Origin of the sequence: Alteromonas sp. BZK5 (assembly GCF_014349115.1) — a bacterium.
Lineage (GTDB): Bacteria > Pseudomonadota > Gammaproteobacteria > Enterobacterales > Alteromonadaceae > Alteromonas > Alteromonas macleodii.
Genome location: NZ_JACSOE010000017.1, coordinates 16,755 through 36,457 on the forward strand (window position 1 = coordinate 16,755; position 19,703 = coordinate 36,457).

General features: G+C 44.8%; 19 protein-coding genes. 14 read left to right on the plus strand and 5 right to left on the minus strand.

What is annotated here, in order from left to right; genetic code table 11:
* Nucleotides 1–34: 34 nt before the first annotated feature.
* A complete protein-coding gene (locus BIZ39_RS07005; RefSeq protein ID WP_014948544.1) occupies nt 35–337 on the minus strand; it encodes a DUF3301 domain-containing protein in 303 nt (100 codons plus the stop codon).
* Complete coding sequence (locus tag BIZ39_RS07010) at nt 338–1,387, minus strand: DUF3549 family protein (RefSeq protein ID WP_187446668.1); 1,050 nt, start codon at nt 1,385–1,387, stop codon at nt 338–340.
* 210 nt (nt 1,388–1,597) lie between these two features.
* On the opposite strand from BIZ39_RS07010, the gene BIZ39_RS07015 reads away from it, so the two are divergent.
* The 3 genes from BIZ39_RS07015 to BIZ39_RS07025 all read left to right on the plus strand — a co-directional run bounded on the left by BIZ39_RS07015 (nt 1,598) and on the right by BIZ39_RS07025 (nt 3,290).
* Nucleotides 1,598–1,942, plus strand: a complete 345-nt coding sequence (locus BIZ39_RS07015; RefSeq protein ID WP_316248237.1) for a YqcC family protein — start codon at nt 1,598–1,600, stop codon at nt 1,940–1,942.
* The gene (gene truC / locus BIZ39_RS07020; RefSeq protein ID WP_187446680.1) at nt 1,935–2,774 is read left to right on the plus strand and encodes a tRNA pseudouridine(65) synthase TruC; all 840 of its coding nucleotides are present in this window, start codon (nt 1,935–1,937) and stop codon (nt 2,772–2,774) included. Before BIZ39_RS07015 ends, truC begins: the two co-directional genes overlap by 8 nt.
* 66 nt (nt 2,775–2,840) lie before the next feature.
* Nucleotides 2,841–3,290 (plus strand): flavodoxin domain-containing protein, encoded by a 450-nt coding sequence (locus tag BIZ39_RS07025; protein WP_039223258.1) that lies wholly within the window; start codon nt 2,841–2,843, stop codon nt 3,288–3,290.
* A 130-nt stretch (nt 3,291–3,420) separates the two neighbouring features.
* Here the strand turns inward: BIZ39_RS07025 and dapD are convergent, their stop codons facing one another.
* From dapD to map, 3 genes are all read right to left on the minus strand, one after another.
* Complete coding sequence (gene dapD, locus BIZ39_RS07030) at nt 3,421–4,245, minus strand: 2,3,4,5-tetrahydropyridine-2,6-dicarboxylate N-succinyltransferase (protein WP_014948549.1); 825 nt, start codon at nt 4,243–4,245, stop codon at nt 3,421–3,423.
* Entirely contained in the window at nt 4,242–6,893 is a 2,652-nt protein-coding gene (gene glnD, locus BIZ39_RS07035) for a [protein-PII] uridylyltransferase (RefSeq protein ID WP_168532526.1), read from the minus strand. The genes dapD and glnD overlap by 4 nt, the downstream gene beginning before the upstream one ends.
* A 321-nt stretch (nt 6,894–7,214) precedes the next feature.
* Nucleotides 7,215–8,009, minus strand: coding sequence for a type I methionyl aminopeptidase (gene map / locus BIZ39_RS07040; RefSeq protein WP_014948551.1), 795 nt, complete (start codon nt 8,007–8,009; stop codon nt 7,215–7,217).
* A 412-nt stretch (nt 8,010–8,421) separates the two neighbouring features.
* Here map and rpsB point away from each other — a divergent pair, with 412 nt between their 5' ends.
* The 11 genes from rpsB (at nt 8,422) to fabZ (ending at nt 19,703) form a co-directional block, all read left to right on the plus strand.
* A complete protein-coding gene (gene rpsB / locus BIZ39_RS07045; protein WP_014948552.1) occupies nt 8,422–9,153 on the plus strand; it encodes a 30S ribosomal protein S2 in 732 nt (243 codons plus the stop codon).
* 121 nt (nt 9,154–9,274) lie between these two features.
* A complete protein-coding gene (tsf, locus tag BIZ39_RS07050) occupies nt 9,275–10,147 on the plus strand; it encodes a translation elongation factor Ts (protein WP_049585983.1) in 873 nt (290 codons plus the stop codon).
* Between the two features lie 237 nt (nt 10,148–10,384).
* The gene (pyrH, locus tag BIZ39_RS07055; RefSeq protein ID WP_014948554.1) at nt 10,385–11,122 is read left to right on the plus strand and encodes a UMP kinase; all 738 of its coding nucleotides are present in this window, start codon (nt 10,385–10,387) and stop codon (nt 11,120–11,122) included.
* Between the two features lie 23 nt (nt 11,123–11,145).
* Nucleotides 11,146–11,703: a ribosome recycling factor gene (frr, locus tag BIZ39_RS07060; RefSeq protein WP_014948555.1), complete on the plus strand. Its 558-nt coding sequence runs from the start codon at nt 11,146–11,148 to the stop codon at nt 11,701–11,703.
* 9 nt (nt 11,704–11,712) lie between these two features.
* A complete protein-coding gene (gene uppS, locus BIZ39_RS07065; RefSeq protein ID WP_080986374.1) occupies nt 11,713–12,495 on the plus strand; it encodes a polyprenyl diphosphate synthase in 783 nt (260 codons plus the stop codon).
* Between the two features lie 54 nt (nt 12,496–12,549).
* A complete protein-coding gene (locus BIZ39_RS07070) occupies nt 12,550–13,413 on the plus strand; it encodes a phosphatidate cytidylyltransferase (protein WP_014948557.1) in 864 nt (287 codons plus the stop codon).
* Nucleotides 13,413–14,600 carry a 1-deoxy-D-xylulose-5-phosphate reductoisomerase gene (gene ispC, locus BIZ39_RS07075; RefSeq protein ID WP_187446669.1) on the plus strand — a complete coding sequence of 396 codons (1,188 nt, stop codon included), beginning with the start codon at nt 13,413–13,415 and terminating at the stop codon, nt 14,598–14,600. The genes BIZ39_RS07070 and ispC overlap by 1 nt, the downstream gene beginning before the upstream one ends.
* Nucleotides 14,594–15,946 (plus strand): sigma E protease regulator RseP, encoded by a 1,353-nt coding sequence (gene rseP / locus BIZ39_RS07080; protein WP_187446670.1) that lies wholly within the window; start codon nt 14,594–14,596, stop codon nt 15,944–15,946. The genes ispC and rseP overlap by 7 nt, the downstream gene beginning before the upstream one ends.
* Before the next feature lie 58 nt (nt 15,947–16,004).
* Complete coding sequence (gene bamA / locus BIZ39_RS07085) at nt 16,005–18,482, plus strand: outer membrane protein assembly factor BamA (RefSeq protein WP_049585986.1); 2,478 nt, start codon at nt 16,005–16,007, stop codon at nt 18,480–18,482.
* Nucleotides 18,483–18,544: 62 nt separating this feature from the next.
* A complete protein-coding gene (locus tag BIZ39_RS07090) occupies nt 18,545–19,060 on the plus strand; it encodes an OmpH family outer membrane protein (protein WP_014948561.1) in 516 nt (171 codons plus the stop codon).
* Between the two features lie 193 nt (nt 19,061–19,253).
* On the plus strand, nt 19,254–19,703 hold the full coding sequence (fabZ, locus tag BIZ39_RS07095) for a 3-hydroxyacyl-ACP dehydratase FabZ (RefSeq protein ID WP_014948562.1): 450 nt from the start codon (nt 19,254–19,256) through the stop codon (nt 19,701–19,703).

Genomic DNA, 19,703 nt, shown 5'->3' on the forward strand with positions numbered 1-19,703 from the left:
ATTAAGAACCGCTCACGCTCTTTGACATAGAAGCTTAAACCCTATGCGGCGGCACCTCTGTTCGCATAACCCTTACACCTATTAATTCAACTTCCCCAGTATATCGGTCCTCACCATTACTCGAGAACTCAAAGTTGAATACACTGTGCCAGTCTGGCTTACCATATTTAAACGAGAACCGAGTTTTTGCTCTTGCCACGCTCAACAACTGCAAACCATGTTTATCGCAGTATTGTTTTAGGTAAGCGTTTGTTCGTTCAGAAATAGCCCGTATGCGCCAAAACTGATAGCCAGTAAACCCAATAACCATCCACACCACTAACTCAAGTAACGTCATTTACTTTCTCGCTTGTGCAAACAATTGTTGAAATGCATTACTGAGAATCTGAGGGTTGGCTTTGGAATGCAGAAGTGTTAGCACTTGTCTGCGTAACTTCGGGATTTGAACTAAATCCGAAAAGAAGCCTGCGAATAAGGTGCCCTTATGACCCTCTTTTTCATCAACGTTTGCCGCCTGCTCTAAAAAGGCACTAAGCAGTAGTGGTTCCATTTGCTCGAAATGACGTGCTGCAATAACGCTTAAAATATCAAGTCTCTGCGACTTTTCGCTTTTTAATAGTTCGAGTAGTTTGTTGTTAATGGTCGGGTTAAAGGTACCCTCTGACGTGCCTCTTAACGCCGCTAAATTGATGTCGTCACTTTTATCTATCTCAATTAAATACGCCGCTAATAAATTTTCAGGCAGAGAAACGCTTTCACTCATTTCCATCAATGTGTTAAGGAAAACGTCCGAGTAAAGTGAGGTGTTGGTTTTAATTGCCTGCGCTAATACATCTTGTTTGGGGTGATGGCTTAGGCTATGTACAAAGTCGGCCACGCTCTGCATGGATATTTGCTGCCAATCAACAAGTTGCGGGGCTTGAACGTAGGCCTCAACTTTTTGCGCCTCTTCACTTAAAGGTTGGCTTAGGGTGCGTTTAACTAGTGCGTTAAATTGAGCAAGCTGCGATTGATTGGGAACAAACGAATAAGGATTGTCAGGCAGTGTTTGTGCGTTTTCAGTATCTTCAGCAACCGACTGACCTAATGCCTCAACAATAATCTCTAGAAAGTGATTCCTTGCAGCGGCCACCACTAAGCCTTGCTCATCAAGCGGCAGTTTCACAAACCAAATATAGTGTTGTGTGGAGGCATTTTTATTCCAAAAGACGATGCCGAACCACGCATGCTGCTGACGAGGGTAGGGCGCGTAAGCACTGCCGTTTTCTATTTCTAGAAAGGTTTGACTATCGGTGGGTTCAAGGCGACGACCTAAATCAAAAACCTGATATTCAGTGCCTGCATGTAACAAAAACTCGCTGATAGAATTAATACCGTTAGCGCTCATAACTCGTTCCAAAATACTGCTTTAATCAAAATTTGCCAGGCTGTCACATCTATTCAAAGGGGCACATCGATGAGATACCGCCAACAAAGACGGGTAATGGTATCACAGCAGAAGAAATTCAACGATAAGACACGCGGACTTATGTTGACCTTTAGCTCCTGATATACTGCGCGCTTCGAAATAGAAGCGTTTTTGAATTGCGGAGAGGATGTGATTAAAACGAATAGCACTCATCACATAGCATTAAGTAAAGCATTGATACAATTAGAAACAGACATGTATCAGGATGGTATTTGGCCAAATGAAGAGCCTTCGGAACAAGACCTAAATAATGCTATGGAAAGTGCAGTTCCTTTTGCGGTCGACTGTTTAGCGTTTGAGAGTTGGTTGGCTTTTATTTTCATTCCCAAAATGCGCGTTTTGTTGACGCAGGAAATGCCTCTGCCGCCTATGCAAATTGCGCCCGCAGCAGAAATATACCTGTCATCGGGGCATCAGCGCACTCTGTCCCAGCTTCAGGTTATTGATAACATTGCCAATGGAGACATTGATTGAGCAAACACAACGCATTACGAAGAACGATTTAAAAGGCCAATTAACTGTGCATTCAGATGAGCAAACAATAGGAAAGGTAGACGTTGGAGAGGAAGAGAGTGTTAATGCTCTTCATTTACCTGTGTTGTACCAAGATGAACACATCATCGCGATTGAGAAACCGCCAGGCCTACTAGTACACAGAAGCCCGATTGATAGACATGAAACGGTGTTCGCAGTACAGACACTTAGAGACCAAATAGGCCAGCACGTCTATCCTGCTCATCGTTTAGACCGACCCACTTCAGGTGTGCTGGTGTTTAGCTTTAGCTCAGATATTGCGGCAAAGCTTGGACAGCAGATGATGGATAAGCAGGTAGTAAAAACGTATCACGCTATAGTTCGCGGTTTCGTGCATCACACAGGGTATATCGATTACGCCCTAAAATACCGCTACGACAAAATAGCCGACAAGCATAAGCGCCCGCAGCAGCCGCCACAACCAGCATCAACTATGTATCAGTCAGTGGCAAAATTCGAAGTGCCTGAGCCTGTGGGCAAATACCAAAGTGCACGATATTCGCTAGTTAAGCTTTCTCCTAGTACCGGTCGTAAACATCAGCTTCGTCGGCACATGGTTCATATTCGTCACCCCATTATCGGCGATACTACCCATGGGGACGGCAAACAAAACAAATTCGCCAAGCAGCACTTTAAGTTTAACAATTTGGCCTTAAGTTGTACTCAAATGGGCTTTTCTCATCCTATCACTGGAAAGTGGGTAACGATTAATTCACAGATGCACGGTGAAATGCGACTATGGCTCGAAAAACTAGCGCCGTTTTGCGTTTAGGTTGATAAAATAGTAAGAATTTCCGCCTGTCGACAAAGGCGACGATCATTGGTTTATGAGGTAAAAATGGCAACATTGAAAATTATTGCGGGTACAGTTTACGGCAATGCGCAACACGTAGCTGAGCAGGTGGAAGAGAACTTAGCTGAACAGGGCGTGGATTGCTCACTAGAAAGCGACCCGTCGGTTGCAGATTTTACTGATGCTGACGCACTTTTGATCATTACCTCTACAACAGGGCAGGGCGATGTACCACCAAACCTTGAGTTTGTGTTTTCAGATCTGAAAGACGAATCGCCTATGCTAACCGGCAAGCCATTCGCGGTGGCAGCCCTAGGCGATAGCAGCTATGGCGAAAGTTTCTGTGGTGCAGGTAAACAGTTTCATGCGTTGCTTACCGAGCTACAAGGTAACGCAGTTGCCGATATGTTAGAGGTTGACGCGATTGAAACCCTAGAGCCCGAAAAAGACGTAGTTGAGTGGGTCAACACCATTAAAGACAAGCTGTTGGCTTAATTCTTAGAGATGTTCTGATTACGAAAAGAAAGAGGCGCATAAGCGCCTCTTTTAATTTGTGAGTCTTTCAGCATGTGGCTCGGCTAATTGAAATTAACCCGAGCCGTTAGCGATAAGCCAGAAGTACTGCTTATTCTACGCCGCGAAGTAGCGCGTTGATACCTACTTTCGCGCGGGTCTTCGCATCTACTTTCTTCACGATGATAGCGGCGTAAAGGCTGTATTTACCATCTGCGCTTGGCAGGTTGCCCGCCACTACTACTGAACCTGCTGGTACACGGCCATAGTGAACTTCACCGGTTTCGCGGTCATAAATACGAGTGCTCTGACCGATGTAAACGCCCATTGAGATAACAGAACCTTCTTCAACAATCACGCCTTCTACGATTTCAGAACGCGCGCCGATAAAGCAGTTATCTTCAATAATGGTGGGGTTAGCCTGAAGTGGTTCTAATACGCCGCCAATACCCACGCCACCTGAAAGGTGAACATTCTTACCAATTTGCGCGCACGAGCCTACTGTCGCCCATGTATCAACCATAGTACCTTCATCAACAAACGCACCAATGTTTACGTAAGAAGGCATAACAACCGCGTTCTTACCTACGAATGTACCCGTACGTACCGCTGCTGGTGGAACAATACGCGCGCCGTCAGCCGCAAACTGTTCAGCAGTATAGTTTGTATACTTAAGCGGTACTTTGTCATAAAATTTACTTTCGGCGCCTTCAATCACATCGTTGTTGTGAAGACGGAAGAAAAGTAGAACAGCTTTTTTAAGCCATTGATGTACTACCCATTCGCCAGCAATTTTTTCTGCAACGCGCGCTTTACCTGTGTTTAAAAGGTCAATAGCTTGTGCTACTGCATCTCTTACTTCATCAGGTGCAGATGAAGGGCTAATGCTATCGCGATTTTCGAAGGCGTCTTCAATGATGGCTTTCAATTCATTCATGGTATTGTGATATCTTCAAGTTGGTCGAGTTTGAACAGGATACGCTTTTTAAGGTTCACCTGTTGTTCTTGGGTTAATGCTTTGCCAGCCTCATTGCTGACGATAAAAATATCTTCGGCTCGCTCGCCAATGGTGGCAATTTTCGCAAGCTTAAGCGTCATATTAGTATCAACGAATGCGTGACCAATTTTAGCTAAAATGCCCGGAGCGTCTAGGGCTTCTAACTCAATAAGCGTGGCTTCATCGTTGATATTGAAAAAGCGTACCTTAGTAGGCACGTCAAGTTGTTTCATTTGCCGAGGCAATTTACGCTTATTTTCGTGCGAACGCCCCGGCTTTTCAAGTTGGGCAGAAATAGCATTTTCAATGGACGCAATGCGAGACTCTGAGCTTATACGACTGCCGTCATTTTCAAGAATAAGCATGCTATCGAACACATAGCCATCTCTGGTCACGGTAACGTGGGCGTCGTGAATTGAACAGTTGCGACTGTCCAGCACTGACGCGACTTGCGCAAACAATGCTTTTCTATCTTTGCCGTAAACAAACACCTCAGTGCCACCTTTCGCACTGTTGTCATTTGCTTTTACTAACAGGCCATCGTGCTCTGGTGTAAGCCATTCATTCTGAGCTTTAATAATTTCGTCAGTATGCCACGCGATTTGAGTAGGCTTAAAGCGAACAAAGTAATCGTCGTCCAGGCGGGCCCACAATGCATCAATAGCAACAGGCTCAATAGCGCGCTCTTGCAAAATTTGCCTTGCTTGGTGTTTGTGAGTAGTTACTCGCTCGTTCAATGTTACTTGACACTGTAGTCCATTATCCAATGCCTTTTGCGTCATTAAATATAATTCGCGAAGTAAAGATGCTTTCCAGTCGTTCCAAAGATTGTCATTGGTGGCACGAATATCGGCAAGGGTGAGCGTATAAAGCAAATTAAGGTGATTGTGGCTTCTTACCGCGCCAGCAAACTCGCTTATAACGTCAGGGTCATAAATATCGCGGCGTTGGGCTACCACTGACATCAGTAGGTGGTTTTCTACAAGCCATGCAATCATTTCAGCATCGTCGCTGGGAACATCGTGTTGCTGACAGAACTTTGCTACATCTTGGGCGCCTAATGTGGAATGATCGCCATTTCTACCTTTGGCGATATCGTGGAAAATAGCAGCGATGTAAAGCACTTCTGGTTTATCAAGGTTTCTGCAAATTCTGCCGCAGCGTGGGAAGTCTTTATTTGCCTTTGAGAAAAAGTAGTTAACATGCTTCACTAATCGGTGAGTGTGTTCGTCCACCGTGTAGGCGTGAAACAGGTCGAACTGCATCATACCAACAATGGCATCCCATTCAGGAAGGTAAGCTTGTAAAATGCCGTATTGATGCATGATGTCCCATGCTAAATCAAAGAACTCAGGCTGTTTCATTAAGCGCATGAATTTCTCGCGGCACAGCGGGCGCTCAACATAGTATTCTGCTTCAAAAGCGCGGTGAGCGTTGCGCAGCTGACGTATGCAAATCGTACTGAGGCCTTGTACTTCTGGCGTGTTAGCCACCAAATGCAGAAAGTCCAAGATTGCTTCGGGAGAGGAGAACACGGTTTCGTCTCGTGGCGATATCATGTTATCGAGCAGTTCGAAATCTTCGTTTATGATCACGCTTTTCTGAACGCTTTGGTTCAGCATGTCGTACTTGAAGCGCTGAAGCAGCATTTGGTTTAGCTCAGACACCCGCGCCACGGTACGGAAAAAGTCCCGCATCATTTTCTCGACAGATGATTTGCCTTCTTCACCATATCCCATCATTTTTGCGACGTCAGGTTGGTAATCAAACAGCAGTCGGTTTTCGCTTCTGCCTGCAATCAGATGCAGTGCACAGCGCATTTTCCAAAGGTGCATGCGACAAGCAATTAACTCACTGTGCTCTTGCTCGGTAAAGTAGCCGTGGCCAACTAAGTTCCAGCCGTCGTATTCTTTAAAATGCTTTTTCGCGACCCAGCCAATAGACTGAATATCTCGCAAACACCCTGGGTTTTCTTTGATGTTAGGTTCAAGGTTATAAGCGGTACCGTTGAATTTGGCGTGGCGTTTTTTTTGCTCGTCATACTTGGCTGAGAAAAACGCTTTGCTCGACCATGAGTTTCGACCGTTAACTTCATCCCACAATTTATCAAAGGTGGCTTCACTGCCGCAAAGTAATCGGCTTTCCACTAAATTGGTCGCAATCGTAATATCGTCTTTTGCTAGCTTAACCGTTTCTTTGATAGTGCGAACTGACTGGCCAACATCTAATTTGATATCCCATAAAAGGGTGATGAACATGCCAATTTTTTCTTGTACATCGGGCTTAAGTTTCTTTTTACTAACTATGAGTAAATCGATGTCTGAATGAGGTTGCAGATGACCACGGCCGTAACCACCAACGGCGCAAAGCGATAATTCATCGACGGTATCTAAACCATAAAGTTGCCAAAGATGACAAAGCAATGCATCGACGAACTGTGCACGACCGGTAACGAGTTGATTAACCGGCGTAGCGTCGAAGGACTCCGTTATCCAGGCATAACTGGCTTCCACGCACGATTTAATGGCGGGAATTTCATCAACAGAGCTAATTGTGTCGATATTCTTTATCAGTGATTGCAGCGTCAAAATACACCTTTGAAATAGCCTTCTTTTTAGACGCTAAGAACAATAGCATGAATTGCTAGTAGTTCGCAGTAGCAAATTAATGCATAAGTTAGGTTGAATTGTGAATATTTATGGTTTTTTGTTATAGGTGTGTAGCGCAGTAAATATGAGGGGAGTGGGCACACGATGCCGAACTTTGATAGTTGGAATTTGAGCTAACGAGCCAATAAAAAAGCAGCCGCGAATTCAACGGCTGCTTTGCATAATTCGATAGACTCAATCTTCTGAAATCATATTTTTAACGCGATTATTCAAAACGTTATCAATATTGTCGAAGTCGATTTATCCGTGAGAAATGATGCGTTCCAAGGTTTCTTCTTCGCGAAGCGTAAGAATCTCAACGCCGGTTTCAGTGACCAATAGGGTGTGCTCCCATTGGGCGCTTAAACTTCTGTCTTTAGTTACCACAGTCCATTGGTCTGGTAGCACTTTTGAGTAGCGCTTGCCTGCGTTTACCATAGGTTCGATGGTAAAGCACATGCCTGGCTCTAACACATCACCCGTCCCTGGCTTACCGTAGTGAACAATTTGTGGTTCTTCGTGGAAACTAGCGCCAATACCGTGGCCGCAGTATTCACGAACTATTGAATAGTTATGCGCTTCAGCATGGGTTTGACAAATATGACCGATATCGCCAAGACGCATGCCCGGTTTCACTTGCTCAATAGCTTTGTACAAGCATTCTTGGGTAACGCGAATTAGGCGTTCTGCAAGAATAGAAGGCTTACCCACCACAAACATTTTTGACGTATCGCCATGATAGCCATCTTTAATAACTGTGACGTCGATATTAATGATGTCGCCATCTTTCAGTTTCTTGTCAGAAGGAATACCGTGGCAAATACAGTGGTTTACCGACGTACAGATAGACTTTGGAAAAGGCGGGTGGCCGTAGTTTAAGGGCGCAGGTACCGCTTTTTGCTCATTTACAATGTAGTCGTGGCAAATAGTATTTAGCTCATCAGTGGTAACGCCTTTCTTTACGTAAGGCCCTATCATAGTAAGCACTTCGGCTGCCAATTTACCGGCTACGCGCATTTTTTCGATTTCTTCTGGGGTTTTGATAATAGCTGTCACAGCGCCTCTCAAATCGTTTGAAACTAGTTTGATGAAGAATTTTGATTACTTACGCATTATAACACTATTCAGGTCATTCTTAGTAAGGTGATGATATTGTTGGTTTTTATCTGCTAAAGGCAGAGGTGGAAAGCGAGCTCATTAAGGGTTCTATACTTTCTTTAACCTAGATACTTCAAATTGTCGCTTTTTACCCTCAAAACTTGAGGCTTAGGTGGTATTGTGGTATAAAGCGCGCGCCCTGACGGAAAGCTCATTTTGCCACGTGCATTTGGCACCGTTTTAGAGGGTAAATTTATTTTATTAAAACACACATATACCGACACTTCGTATCGGGGTGTTCAGTTCAATTTAGGTTGGTCTGAATCGATACAAGGGGTATATGGAGGCCTAACCCCAAGAGGAAAATAAAATGGCTAATGTTTCTATGCGTGACATGCTGAAAGCAGGTGTGCATTTCGGTCACCAAACTCGTTACTGGAACCCAAAGATGAAGCCTTTCATCTTCGGCGCTCGTAACAAAGTTCATATCATCAACCTTGAAAAAACGGTTCCACTTTTCAACAACGCACTTAACTACCTTTCAGGTGTTGCGTCTAAGAAAGGTAAAATCCTTTTCGTTGGTACTAAGCGCGCAGCTGGCGAAGCAGTTAAAGATGCTGCTCTTAAGTGCGACCAGTACTACGTAAACAAGCGTTGGTTAGGTGGTATGCTGACTAACTGGAAAACAGTACGTCAGTCAATCAAGCGTCTTAAAGATCTTGAGCAGCAAAGCCAAGACGGTACGTTTGAGAAGCTAACTAAGAAAGAAGCACTTATGCTTCAGCGCGAAATGGACAAGCTTGAAAACAGCCTTGGCGGTATCAAAGACATGGGCGGTCTTCCAGACGCGATCTTTGTTATCGACGCAGATCACGAGCACATTGCTGTAACAGAAGCTCGTAACCTAGGTATTCCTGTTGTTGGTGTTGTTGATACTAACTCTAACCCAGACGGTGTTGATTACATCATCCCTGGTAACGACGATGCTATCCGCGCTATCCAACTTTACTTGGATGCTGCTGCAAACGCTATCAACTCAGGTCGCGAAAGCAACCTTGAAGTACAAGCTGAGCAAGACGACTTCGTAGAAGCAGCAGAGTAATTCTGATTGCTTACTGTCATATCTTAATAATATGGCAGTACTACAATACGAAACGTATTGAGAGGGGCGACATCGCCCCTTTTACCTAACGAATTTATATTTAATGCTGAGGAATTGAAAAATGGCAGTGACTGCAGCACTAGTTAAAGAACTGCGCGAACGTACTGGCGCAGGTATGCTGGATTGTAAAAAAGCCCTGGTTGAAACGGATGGTGACATTGAGTTAGCCATTGAAAACATGCGTAAATCAGGCCAAGCGAAAGCGGCTAAAAAAGCAGGCCGTATCGCAGCTGAAGGTGTAATCCTTACTAAGGTTGAAGCGGGTCGCGCGACTATGCTTGAACTAAACTGTGAAACTGACTTCGTAGCACGTGACGAAGGTTTCCTTAAATTTGGTAACGAGCTTCTAGAAGTAGCAGCTGCTAACAACATCAACGACATCGAAGCGCTTAACGATGCAGAACTTAACGGTTCTAAAGTAAGCGAAGTTCGTGACGCACTTGTTGCTAAAATCGGCGAAAACATCTCTCCTCGTCGCGTTATCAACGTTGAAGGCGATACACTAGGCGCGTATGTACACGGCAGCCGTATTGGTGTTATCTCTATTCTTACTGGCGGTGACGAAGAGCTTGCGAAAGACGTTGCAATGCACGTTGCAGCTGCAAGCCCGCAGTTCGTTAAGCCTGAAAACGTTCCAGCAGAAGTTGTTGAGAAAGAGAAAGAAATCCAAATCGAAATCGCTATCCAGTCTGGTAAGCCAGCTGATATCGCTGAGAAAATGGTTGCAGGCCGCATGAAGAAGTTCACTGGCGAAGTGAGCTTGACTGGTCAGCCTTTCGTTAAAGATCCTTCAATCTCTGTTGCTGAGCTTCTTAAGAACAACAGCGCAGACGTAATCAACTTCGTACGTTTCGAAGTTGGTGAAGGTATCGAGAAGAAGACTGAAGACTTCGCTGCTGAAGTAGCTGCTCAAATGGCTGCTGCTAAGAAATAATTGAGTGTTTATCTTTTGCATTAAGCAATAGTTAGATAAACTACAAAGCACCTCTTAGGAGGTGCTTTTTTATAGCTGAACGTCTTTAGTGTTGCCATTGCAATGCGTAAGTGTGAAGCTAGGCGAGATTAAGTACGCGCCTGCCTGACAATCGAAAGCGCTTTGTCCTATGTTTTTTACAACAGTGGCTTGTCGAAAGACATAGGACAAAACGGGTTTACGAGGACAATTCAAACTATGAGTATCACACCAAAATCAGCATACCGACGCATTTTGTTAAAGCTTAGTGGTGAAGCCCTAATGGGGGCGGAAGGCTTTGGCATAGACCCTAAAGTGCTAGATAGAATGGCGCAAGAAATTAAAGAGCTGGTTGAACTTGGTGTTCAAGTTGGTCTTGTTATCGGTGGTGGTAACTTGTTCCGTGGCGAAGGCTTAGCAAAAGCGGGAATGAACCGCGTTGTTGGCGATCACATGGGAATGCTGGCTACCGTAATGAATGGCTTAGCCATGCGCGATGCGCTTCATCGTGCATTTGTAAATGCGCGAATGATGTCAGCAATACCGCTAAACGGTGTTTGCGATGCCTACAACTGGGCAGAAGCCATTAGCCTTCTTAAGTCAGGCCGTGTTGTTATCTTCTCTGCCGGTACAGGCAACCCTTTCTTCACCACAGACTCAGCGGCTTGTTTACGCGGTATCGAAATTGAAGCCGATGCGGTATTGAAAGCGACAAAAGTTGATGGTGTTTATAGTGATGATCCGGTGAAAAACCCAGAAGCAACGCTTTACGAAGAACTGACTTATCAAGAAGTACTAGAAAAAGAACTTAAAGTGATGGACTTGTCAGCGTTTACTTTGGCGCGCGATCACAGCTTGCCAATTCGCGTATTCAACATGAATAAGCCAGGTTGCCTGAAGCGTGTTGTGATGGGCGAAAAAGAAGGTACTGTTATTCGCCACGCTGACAACGATTAATTAAGAACAATAGGATACAAATCGTGATTGATGAAATTGAATTAGATGCGCAAGAGCGCATGGAAAAAAGCCTAGTTTCTCTTAAGGGCCAATTCAGCAAAATCCGCACAGGTCGTGCGCATCCAAGCCTTCTAGATGGCATCATGGTACCTTATTACGGCGTAGACACGCCGCTAAAGCAAGTGGCTAACGTCGTAGCAGAAGACAGTCGTACCCTAGCGTTAACTGTGTTTGATAAAAGCGCCATTCAAGCGGTAGAAAAAGCCATTATGCAGTCTGATTTGGGTTTAAACCCAATGAGTGCAGGTGGTTCAATTCGTATTCCACTTCCTCCTCTTACTGAAGAGCGTCGTAAAGACCTTATCCGCGTTGTTCGCAATGAAGCGGAAGGTGGTCGTGTCGCTATCCGTAACATCCGTCGTGACGCGAACGGTGACATCAAAGATCTTCTTAAAGAAAAAGAAATCAGTGAAGATGAGAGCCGCGCTGCTGAAGAGAACATTCAATCTATTACTAACGATTTCATTAAGAAAGTTGACAGCATGCTTGCTGACAAAGAAAAAGAACTAATGGAAGTATAAGTAAGTATTATGATTGGAAAGCGTTTAAGCGCAGCCAAATCGACAAAAGCAGAGGTGCCAGCAGAATCTGCTGGCCCGAAGCATGTTGCAATCATTATGGATGGCAATGGTCGATGGGCGCAAAAGAAAGGGAAAATTCGTACCTTTGGTCATAAAGCCGGGGTAGAGTCTGTTCGTTCTGTTGTGCGCTTTGCACGTCAAAACGATATTGAATCACTTACGCTATTCGCGTTTTCAAGTGAGAACTGGAAACGTCCTGAGGAAGAAGTCAGTGTCTTAATGGAGCTGTTCAATCTTGTCCTCAATAGCGAAGCAAAAAGACTACACAAAAATGGTGTACGTCTACAGGTTATTGGTGATGTTGAGGCGTTTGATGCCAAGCTTGTCGAAAAAATTCGCAAAGCTGAAGACATGACCAAAGACAACAAAGATTTGGTCTTGAATATCGCCGCAAATTACGGTGGGAGATGGGACATTGTAAACGCGGCTAAGCAGCTTGCTACGCAAGTGAAAAGCGGCGAACTTGATGTGGAAAGCATCTGTGAAGACGCACTGAATGCGCACATTTCAACAGCTAACCTTCCTGAGTTAGACCTTCTTATTCGCACAGGTGGCGAACACCGTATTAGTAACTTCTTGCTGTGGCAATGTGCCTATGCAGAGTTGTACTTTACCGACGTACTATGGCCCGACTTCAACGAAGACGTGTTTCAATTGGCCGTAGACGATTTTAACGTTCGCCAACGTCGCTTCGGTTTAACCGGTGAACAGGTAGTCACAGCCGATGGTTAACACCATACAGGCAATTATCAGGCTTGCCCTGGTAACGATAGCCAAGGGCAAATTATGCTAAAACAACGAATAATAACTGCATTAATCCTCGCGCCACTGGCGCTTTACGCTATTCTTTTTCTTCCTATTTTTTGGTTTGAAATAGCCATTGCTGGTGTTGTCGGCATCGGCGCTTATGAATGGGCGAATATGTCGGGCGTATGTGAACGTCCTAAAAAGCTCATTTATATGGCAGGTGCCTTTGCCATATGTATAGCCTTGTCTCTTATTGTTGATGCCAGCACGATTTGGTATCAAGGCCAATTACATGGTTTATACCGTGCCATATTAACGGTTGCCGTATTATGGTGGATAGCGTCTTTATTTATGGTGCTAGCCTATCCCAAATATTCCAAGTTCTGGAAAGACAGTCGCAGCGTTAGAACCCTATTTGGGGCACTTACGCTTATACCTACATGGGTAGCGGTTGTTGCACTTCGCACGAGCTTGCACGATGTTGATCCTTTCTACGGCGCTTCACTCATCTTTTATGTGCTGGGGATTGTTTGGGCTGCAGATATTGGTGCATTCTTTGTTGGCGTAAAATTCGGACGCCACAAGTTACGCCCTAACGTATCGCCAGGTAAAAGTTTAGAAGGCTTGTTAGGCGGTATTGCAGCTTCATTCGCTATTATCGCTTTTGCGGCCCTTCACTATCAGGTAGAGCCTTCGCGTATTTGGCTTCACCTTGCTATTGGCGGTATTACGGTGGCTGTTTCCGCCCTTGGCGATTTAAACGAAAGCATGCTTAAGCGTTGTGCGGGCATTAAAGACAGCGGCAAAATTCTCCCTGGACACGGTGGTGTACTCGATAGAATCGACAGCTTAACCGCGGCATTCCCTGTTTTTGCGTTCTGCTATGTAACCTGGATGGCGTAATGCAAACAGTAACAGTGTTAGGGGCCACAGGCTCCATTGGTTGTAATACACTCGACGTAATAAACCGCCACCCAGACAAGTATCGTGTATTTGCTATTACTGGCAACTCACAGCTTGAATTGCTTATGGAGCAGGCCCAAAAATGCGCGCCGCGCTATGTGGTAATTGCTGATGACGCAAACTACAAACTAGCCTGTGAGTTAGCATCCCAGTACGGTGTGGATGCAGAAATTCTCGCTGGTGTTAAGGCGCTGGAAGAAGTATCCAGCGCGCCTGAAGTTGATGCTGTAATGGCAGCCATTGTGGGTGCAGCAGGGCTTTTACCCACAATGGCAGCAGTAAAAGCGGGTAAAAGGGTTTTGCTTGCCAATAAAGAAGCGTTAGTCATGTCTGGTGCTTTATTTATCGAGGCTGCGAACCAAAGCGGCGCTGAAATTCTTCCTATCGACAGCGAACACAACGCCATATTCCAGTGCCTCCCGCACGATTATGAATACGGTAACTTTGCTGCATCCGGCATTCGTAAAATTCTCTTAACCGGTTCTGGTGGTCCGTTTAGAGAAAGGCCACTTGATAGCTTCTCATCAATTACAATCGATGAAGCCAGTACACACCCTAACTGGTCGATGGGCAGAAAAATTACAATCGACTCTGCAACTATGATGAACAAGGGGCTGGAGTTTATTGAAGCCTGTTGGCTGTTCGGTGCTGGCGCAGATGATATTGATGTGGTTATTCACCCGCAAAGTATTATTCATTCCATGGTGCAATATATTGATGGCTCGGTGATCGCACAAATGGGTAATCCTGATATGCGTACCCCTATTGCCTATGGTTTGGCGCATCCTAAGCGAATCGAAGCTGGCGTGACGCCGCTCGACTTTTCTGACATTGGCAATTTCAATTTTCAAACCCCTTGTTTTGAGCGTTATCCGAATTTGAAGCTGGCTATTGATGCGTGTAAAGAAGGGCAATGTGCAACAACGCGAGTGAATGCGTCAAATGAAGTGGCTGTCGAAGCCTTTCTAGAAGGCAAGATTGAGTTTTGCGATATTGCTAAAGTAAATGACGCCACGCTTAATGCTATGCCCAATGTGTCGGTGAATTCTATTCAGCAAATACTAGAGCAAGACAGCCTTGCAAGAGCAAAAGCTAACGAGATTATTCGAGGTAAATTCCAGTGCTAGCATTTTTATGGAGCCTTGGTGCATTCATTGTAGCCTTAGGTATTTTGGTTGCTGTACATGAATGGGGGCACTTTTATGTGGCTCGTAAATGCGGTGTGCAGGTAGAGCGCTTCTCAATTGGTTTTGGAAAGCCTATATGGCGTAAAACAAGTAAATCAGGCACAGAATATGTCATCGCTATGATCCCATTAGGTGGATACGTTCGCATGCTCGATGGACGCATTGATGACGTACCGCCTGAGTTAGAAGACAAAGCGTTTAACAATAAACCCGTTTTGCAGCGCATGGCGGTTATTGCTGCTGGCCCTGGCGTTAACTTTATTTTTGCGTTTTTCGCATTGTGGTTGATGTATTTAGTAGGCTTAGAAACCGTGAAACCTGTGGTTAAAAGCGTTGAACCAGAGAGCATCGCAGCCATTGCTGGTGTACAACCTGGCGATGAAATTATCAAAGTAGGCGACAGGAATACGCCTGATTGGGAAGCGGTAAATCTGGAAATAGTTTCTAATATTGGTGCCGAAAAAGCCAATGTCACGGTTAAAAATTCGTCAAATGTTGAAAAAGAACTGACTTTTACACTGGGTTCTTGGAACTTTGACCCAGATAGTGAGTCTCCTTTAAGCAGCTTAGGGTTAACCCCTTATCGTCCAGATGCAACGTTAACCGTTGGGTTTGTAGGTGAAGGAAGCGCGGCTCAGCAAGCGGGTTTAAAACCCGGTGATGAGCTTCTTGCATTAAATGGCGCTAAGTTGTCATCGTGGGAGCGATTAGTTGACGTTATTGTTGAAAGTCCCGGCGAGAATATCTCGCTTGATATACAAAGGGATGGACAACAACTGACGTTAGATGCCACGATAGCGCGCCGCGATACACCACAAGGGCAAAGTGGATATCTCGGTGTAAGCCCAACATTTGAGCCTTGGCCAGAAGGGTATGTGTTTACGCATCAATATGGCATTATAGAGGCTATTGGGAAGGCGCTAGATAAAACATGGCGTCTTATGACACTCAGTGTCGAAATGATAGGTAAGCTCATCACGGGCGACGTGTCAGTGAAGAATTTGAGTGGGCCTATCTCAATTGCTCAAGGTGCGGGAACAAGTGCTGGGTATGGACTTGCGTACTTTTTGAGTTTTCTTGCCTTAATAAGCGTAAATTTAGGCATAATAAATTTATTACCCTTGCCCATGCTTGACGGTGGTCACCTCATGTTTTTTATCGTGGAGTGGATCACAGGCAAACCTGTGCCTGAAGCGGTGCAGGAATGGGGTTACAGAATAGGTGGCGTGCTTCTGTTTATGATCATGGGTATCGCAATTTTTAACGATATCGCTCGCATAACCTGATACAAATCAGGAAGTACAAAACAGCTAATACAAAACGCGGCCAGGAAAAGAAAAATAGATGAAGTTAAAACAGTTAGTAGCAGCCGGAGCCATTCTTTCCAGTGCTAGCTTTGCCAATGCTGCGGCGCAAGACAGTGAATTTGTCGTTGAAGACATTCGCGTAGAAGGTTTGCAACGAGTTGCACTTGGTGCAGCCTTAACCTACTTGCCCGTTCAAGTTGGCGACGAGCTTAATACATTCAGGGTAACGCAGCTTATTCGCTCGTTGTACTCTTCAACTCACTTTGAAAATGTTGAAATTCTTCGTGATGGCAATACGCTTGTCGTGCGTGTCGCTGAGCGTCCTACCATTAGTAATATCATCTTTGAAGGCAACGATGATATTAAAGATGAGCAACTTCAGGAAAGCTTAGACGGAAACGGCGTTCGTATTGGTGAGCCGCTCGATAAGACCGTACTAACCTCTATCGAGAATGGCCTGAAAGACTTCTTTTACAGCATAGGTAAATATAATGCTGACGTGACGGCTATTATAACGCCGCTACCGCGTAACCGTGTTGACTTGAAATTACTTTTCGAAGAGGGCGACGCGGCTGAAATTGAACAAATCAATATTGTAGGTAACGAAATCTTCTCAGACGAAGAGCTGATGGAGGCTTTCGAGCTACAATACGACACGCCTTGGTGGGATTTCCTGTCGGAAACTCGCTACCAGCAGCAAACGTTGCAAGGGGATATGGAGACCCTGCGTAATCACTACCTTAACCGTGGCTACCTTCGTTTTAATGTTGACTCTACCCAAGTATCAATGACACCCGAAAAGTCGGGCATCTACATTGCTATGAATGTAACCGAAGGTGAGCAGTACACTATTTCAGAAGTTGAATTAGTAGGTGATGTACTTGGCCATGAAGAATATATTGAGCGCGTGCTTCCGCTGACAGAAGGTGAGCTATATAACCAAGCCGAAGTAACCTATACAGAAGAGTTCATCAGTAAATATCTTGGTCGTTTCGGATATGCTTATCCAACGGTTACTACCGTTCCTGAAATTAATGACGAAGACAAAACAGTTAAGTTGACGTTATCTGTTGATCCGGGCAAGCGTATTTATGTTAACCGCATTAAATTTAACGGCAACGTAGTAACTGCCGATAGTGTTCTGCGTCAAAATGTCAGCCAGATGGAAGGCACGTGGCTTTCAAATAACTTGCTAGAGTCTTCCAAGAACCAGCTTTCTCGACTTACTTATATGGAAGAAGTAGAGTATGAAACTGTACGTATTCCTGGCTCTGAAGATAAGGTTGACGTTAATTATAACGTTAAAGAGCAGCCTTCTGGCTCATTTAATGCGGGTATCGGCTATGGTGACAGAACCAAGTTAAGCCTACAGGCGGGTATCCAGCAAGATAACTTCTTGGGTACAGGTAAACGAGTTGGCCTTAACCTAAGCACAGTTTCATATCAGCGCAGCGCACAGATTACTTATAACGATCCTTACTTCACGATTGACGGGATTAGCTTGGGTGGTAGTTTAGGTTACAGTGAGTTTGACGGCTCAGACTTTAACGTTATCCAGTACAATTCTAAGCGTTGGTCAATTGGTGCGAATGTTGGTTATCCAATAAACGAATTCAACCGCATTAATTTTGGCTTAACCTATAGTAACGTTGAGCTATACAACCGTGGTTACTACGAGCAAACTGAGCAGTTTTATAACCAGTTTACGAACGGTGAAGACCCAGATGCAGCGATTAAATACGATAGTTACCTGGCAAGCATAAGCTGGAGTCGAAGTACGCTAAACCGTGGTTTGTTCCCAACGGCGGGTTCATCTCAACGAGCGTCATTTAGCATTACCACACCAAACTCAGATGTTAACTATTTTAAAACGGTATTTGACGGTAAGTGGTACTTCCCATTATCTCGTAACCAGCGCTGGTCTTTCCTAGCGCGCGTACGTCTTGGCTACGGGAATGGTTACGGTGATATTAACGGCAATGAGCAAATATTACCGTTTACAGAGAACTTTACAGCAGGTGGTTCTGATTCACTACGAGGATTCGAGAATAACACGGTAGGTCCTCGCGGTGTATTCCTAGGCAATACGGGTACTATAGTTGGGCCTGATGGTGAAGTGTTCCCAGGCGATCCAGCTGATGCGCAGCTGTCTTGGTCAACGCGAAGCCTAGGTGGTAACGCGATGGCACTTGGCGGTATCGAGCTTATTGTTCCTACGCCATTTGTTGAAGAAGAAATGGATAACTCAGTTCGTACAAGTTTGTTTGTGGATGTGGGTAACGTGTGGGATACTGAGTTCGACTATGACTATTACCGTCAGTTTGACATAGCATCTACACAACGCGGTGAGCTATTGGACTATTCTGATTGGAGCCTGTATCGTAGCTCGGCAGGTATATCGGTCCAATGGGTATCACCAATGGGACCGATGGTATTCAGCTTCTCGAAAGCGATACAGCAACGTGATGGTGACGATGCGAGATTCTTCACTTTCAACATTGGTCAAACTTTCTAAGACATTAAAGCGAGCGCGTTTTTAGGCGCGCTCTATAATAAGATTCACAAAAGGAGTTCCCTTTGAAACAGTTGGTTAAACATATCGTTGCAGGAGCAATGTTGGGTAGCGCTTTAGTTAGTACATCTGTAATGGCTGAGCAGAAAGTTGCAGTTGTCGATGTGCAAGGTATTTTCCAAGCGATGCCTCAAGCGGCTGAAATTCAAAACGCTATTCAGGCTGAATTTAAAGATCAGCTTGAAGAAGTGAATCAACTGCAGCGTGATGGTCAGTTCTACGCAGAACGTCTTCAGCGCGACGCAGCGACAATGAGCGATGCAGAGAAGAAAGAACTAGAACAAAAAATCTTGTCAGTACGTGAAGAGCTAGCTAAGAAAGGTCAACCTTTGCAGCAAAACATTCAACGTCGCAGCAACGAAGAGCGCAACAAGCTTCTTGGACTAATCAAGCAAGCTATTGACTCTGTTGCAGCAAAGCAAGGTTATGACCTAGTGCTTAACGCTGGTGCGGTTGCGTTTGCAAAAGAAGAGCACGACTTATCTGAGCAAGTTCTTCAGCAAGTAAGCAAAACTAACTAATAACTGCACTAGTCAGTTGTAAAATTTATCAGACCAACTCCCCAAAGGTGTTGGTCTGATTTGTTTTTTGCGCTTAACAGCGTATGGTTGCCGCCGTTTTTAGTTTTTACGGCGAGTTTGACCAGAATGCCAATCAATCATCTGTATTGGTATAAAATAGTTGTAGGTCATGCTTGTATACAGGAGAAAGTTTTTGGCCAATTCACTTAATACCATCGAAATTCAGGAAATATTGGAACTGTTACCTCATCGGTATCCATTCCTACTTGTTGATCGTGTAACAGACTATGTTCTGGGTGAGTCTGTAAAGGCTTATAAGAATATCACTATCAATGAGCCGTGTTTCATGGGGCACTTCCCTGAACAGCCAATTTTCCCAGGGGTATTAATTCTTGAAGCAATGGCACAAGCTGCCGGTGTTTTAGGATTTAAGACAATGGGTAACAATGATAAGTTATACTTGTATGCAGGGATTGATAACGCACGCTTTAAGCGTCCTGTTGTTCCAGGTGACAGGCTTGAGTTTGATGTTGCTCTAGTTAAAGAGCGCAGAGGGATTTGGAAATTTAAAGGCACTGCAAGCGTTGATGGCGATATCGCTTGTGTTGCAGAGTTTATGTGTGCGATGAGAGAGATAGCTTAA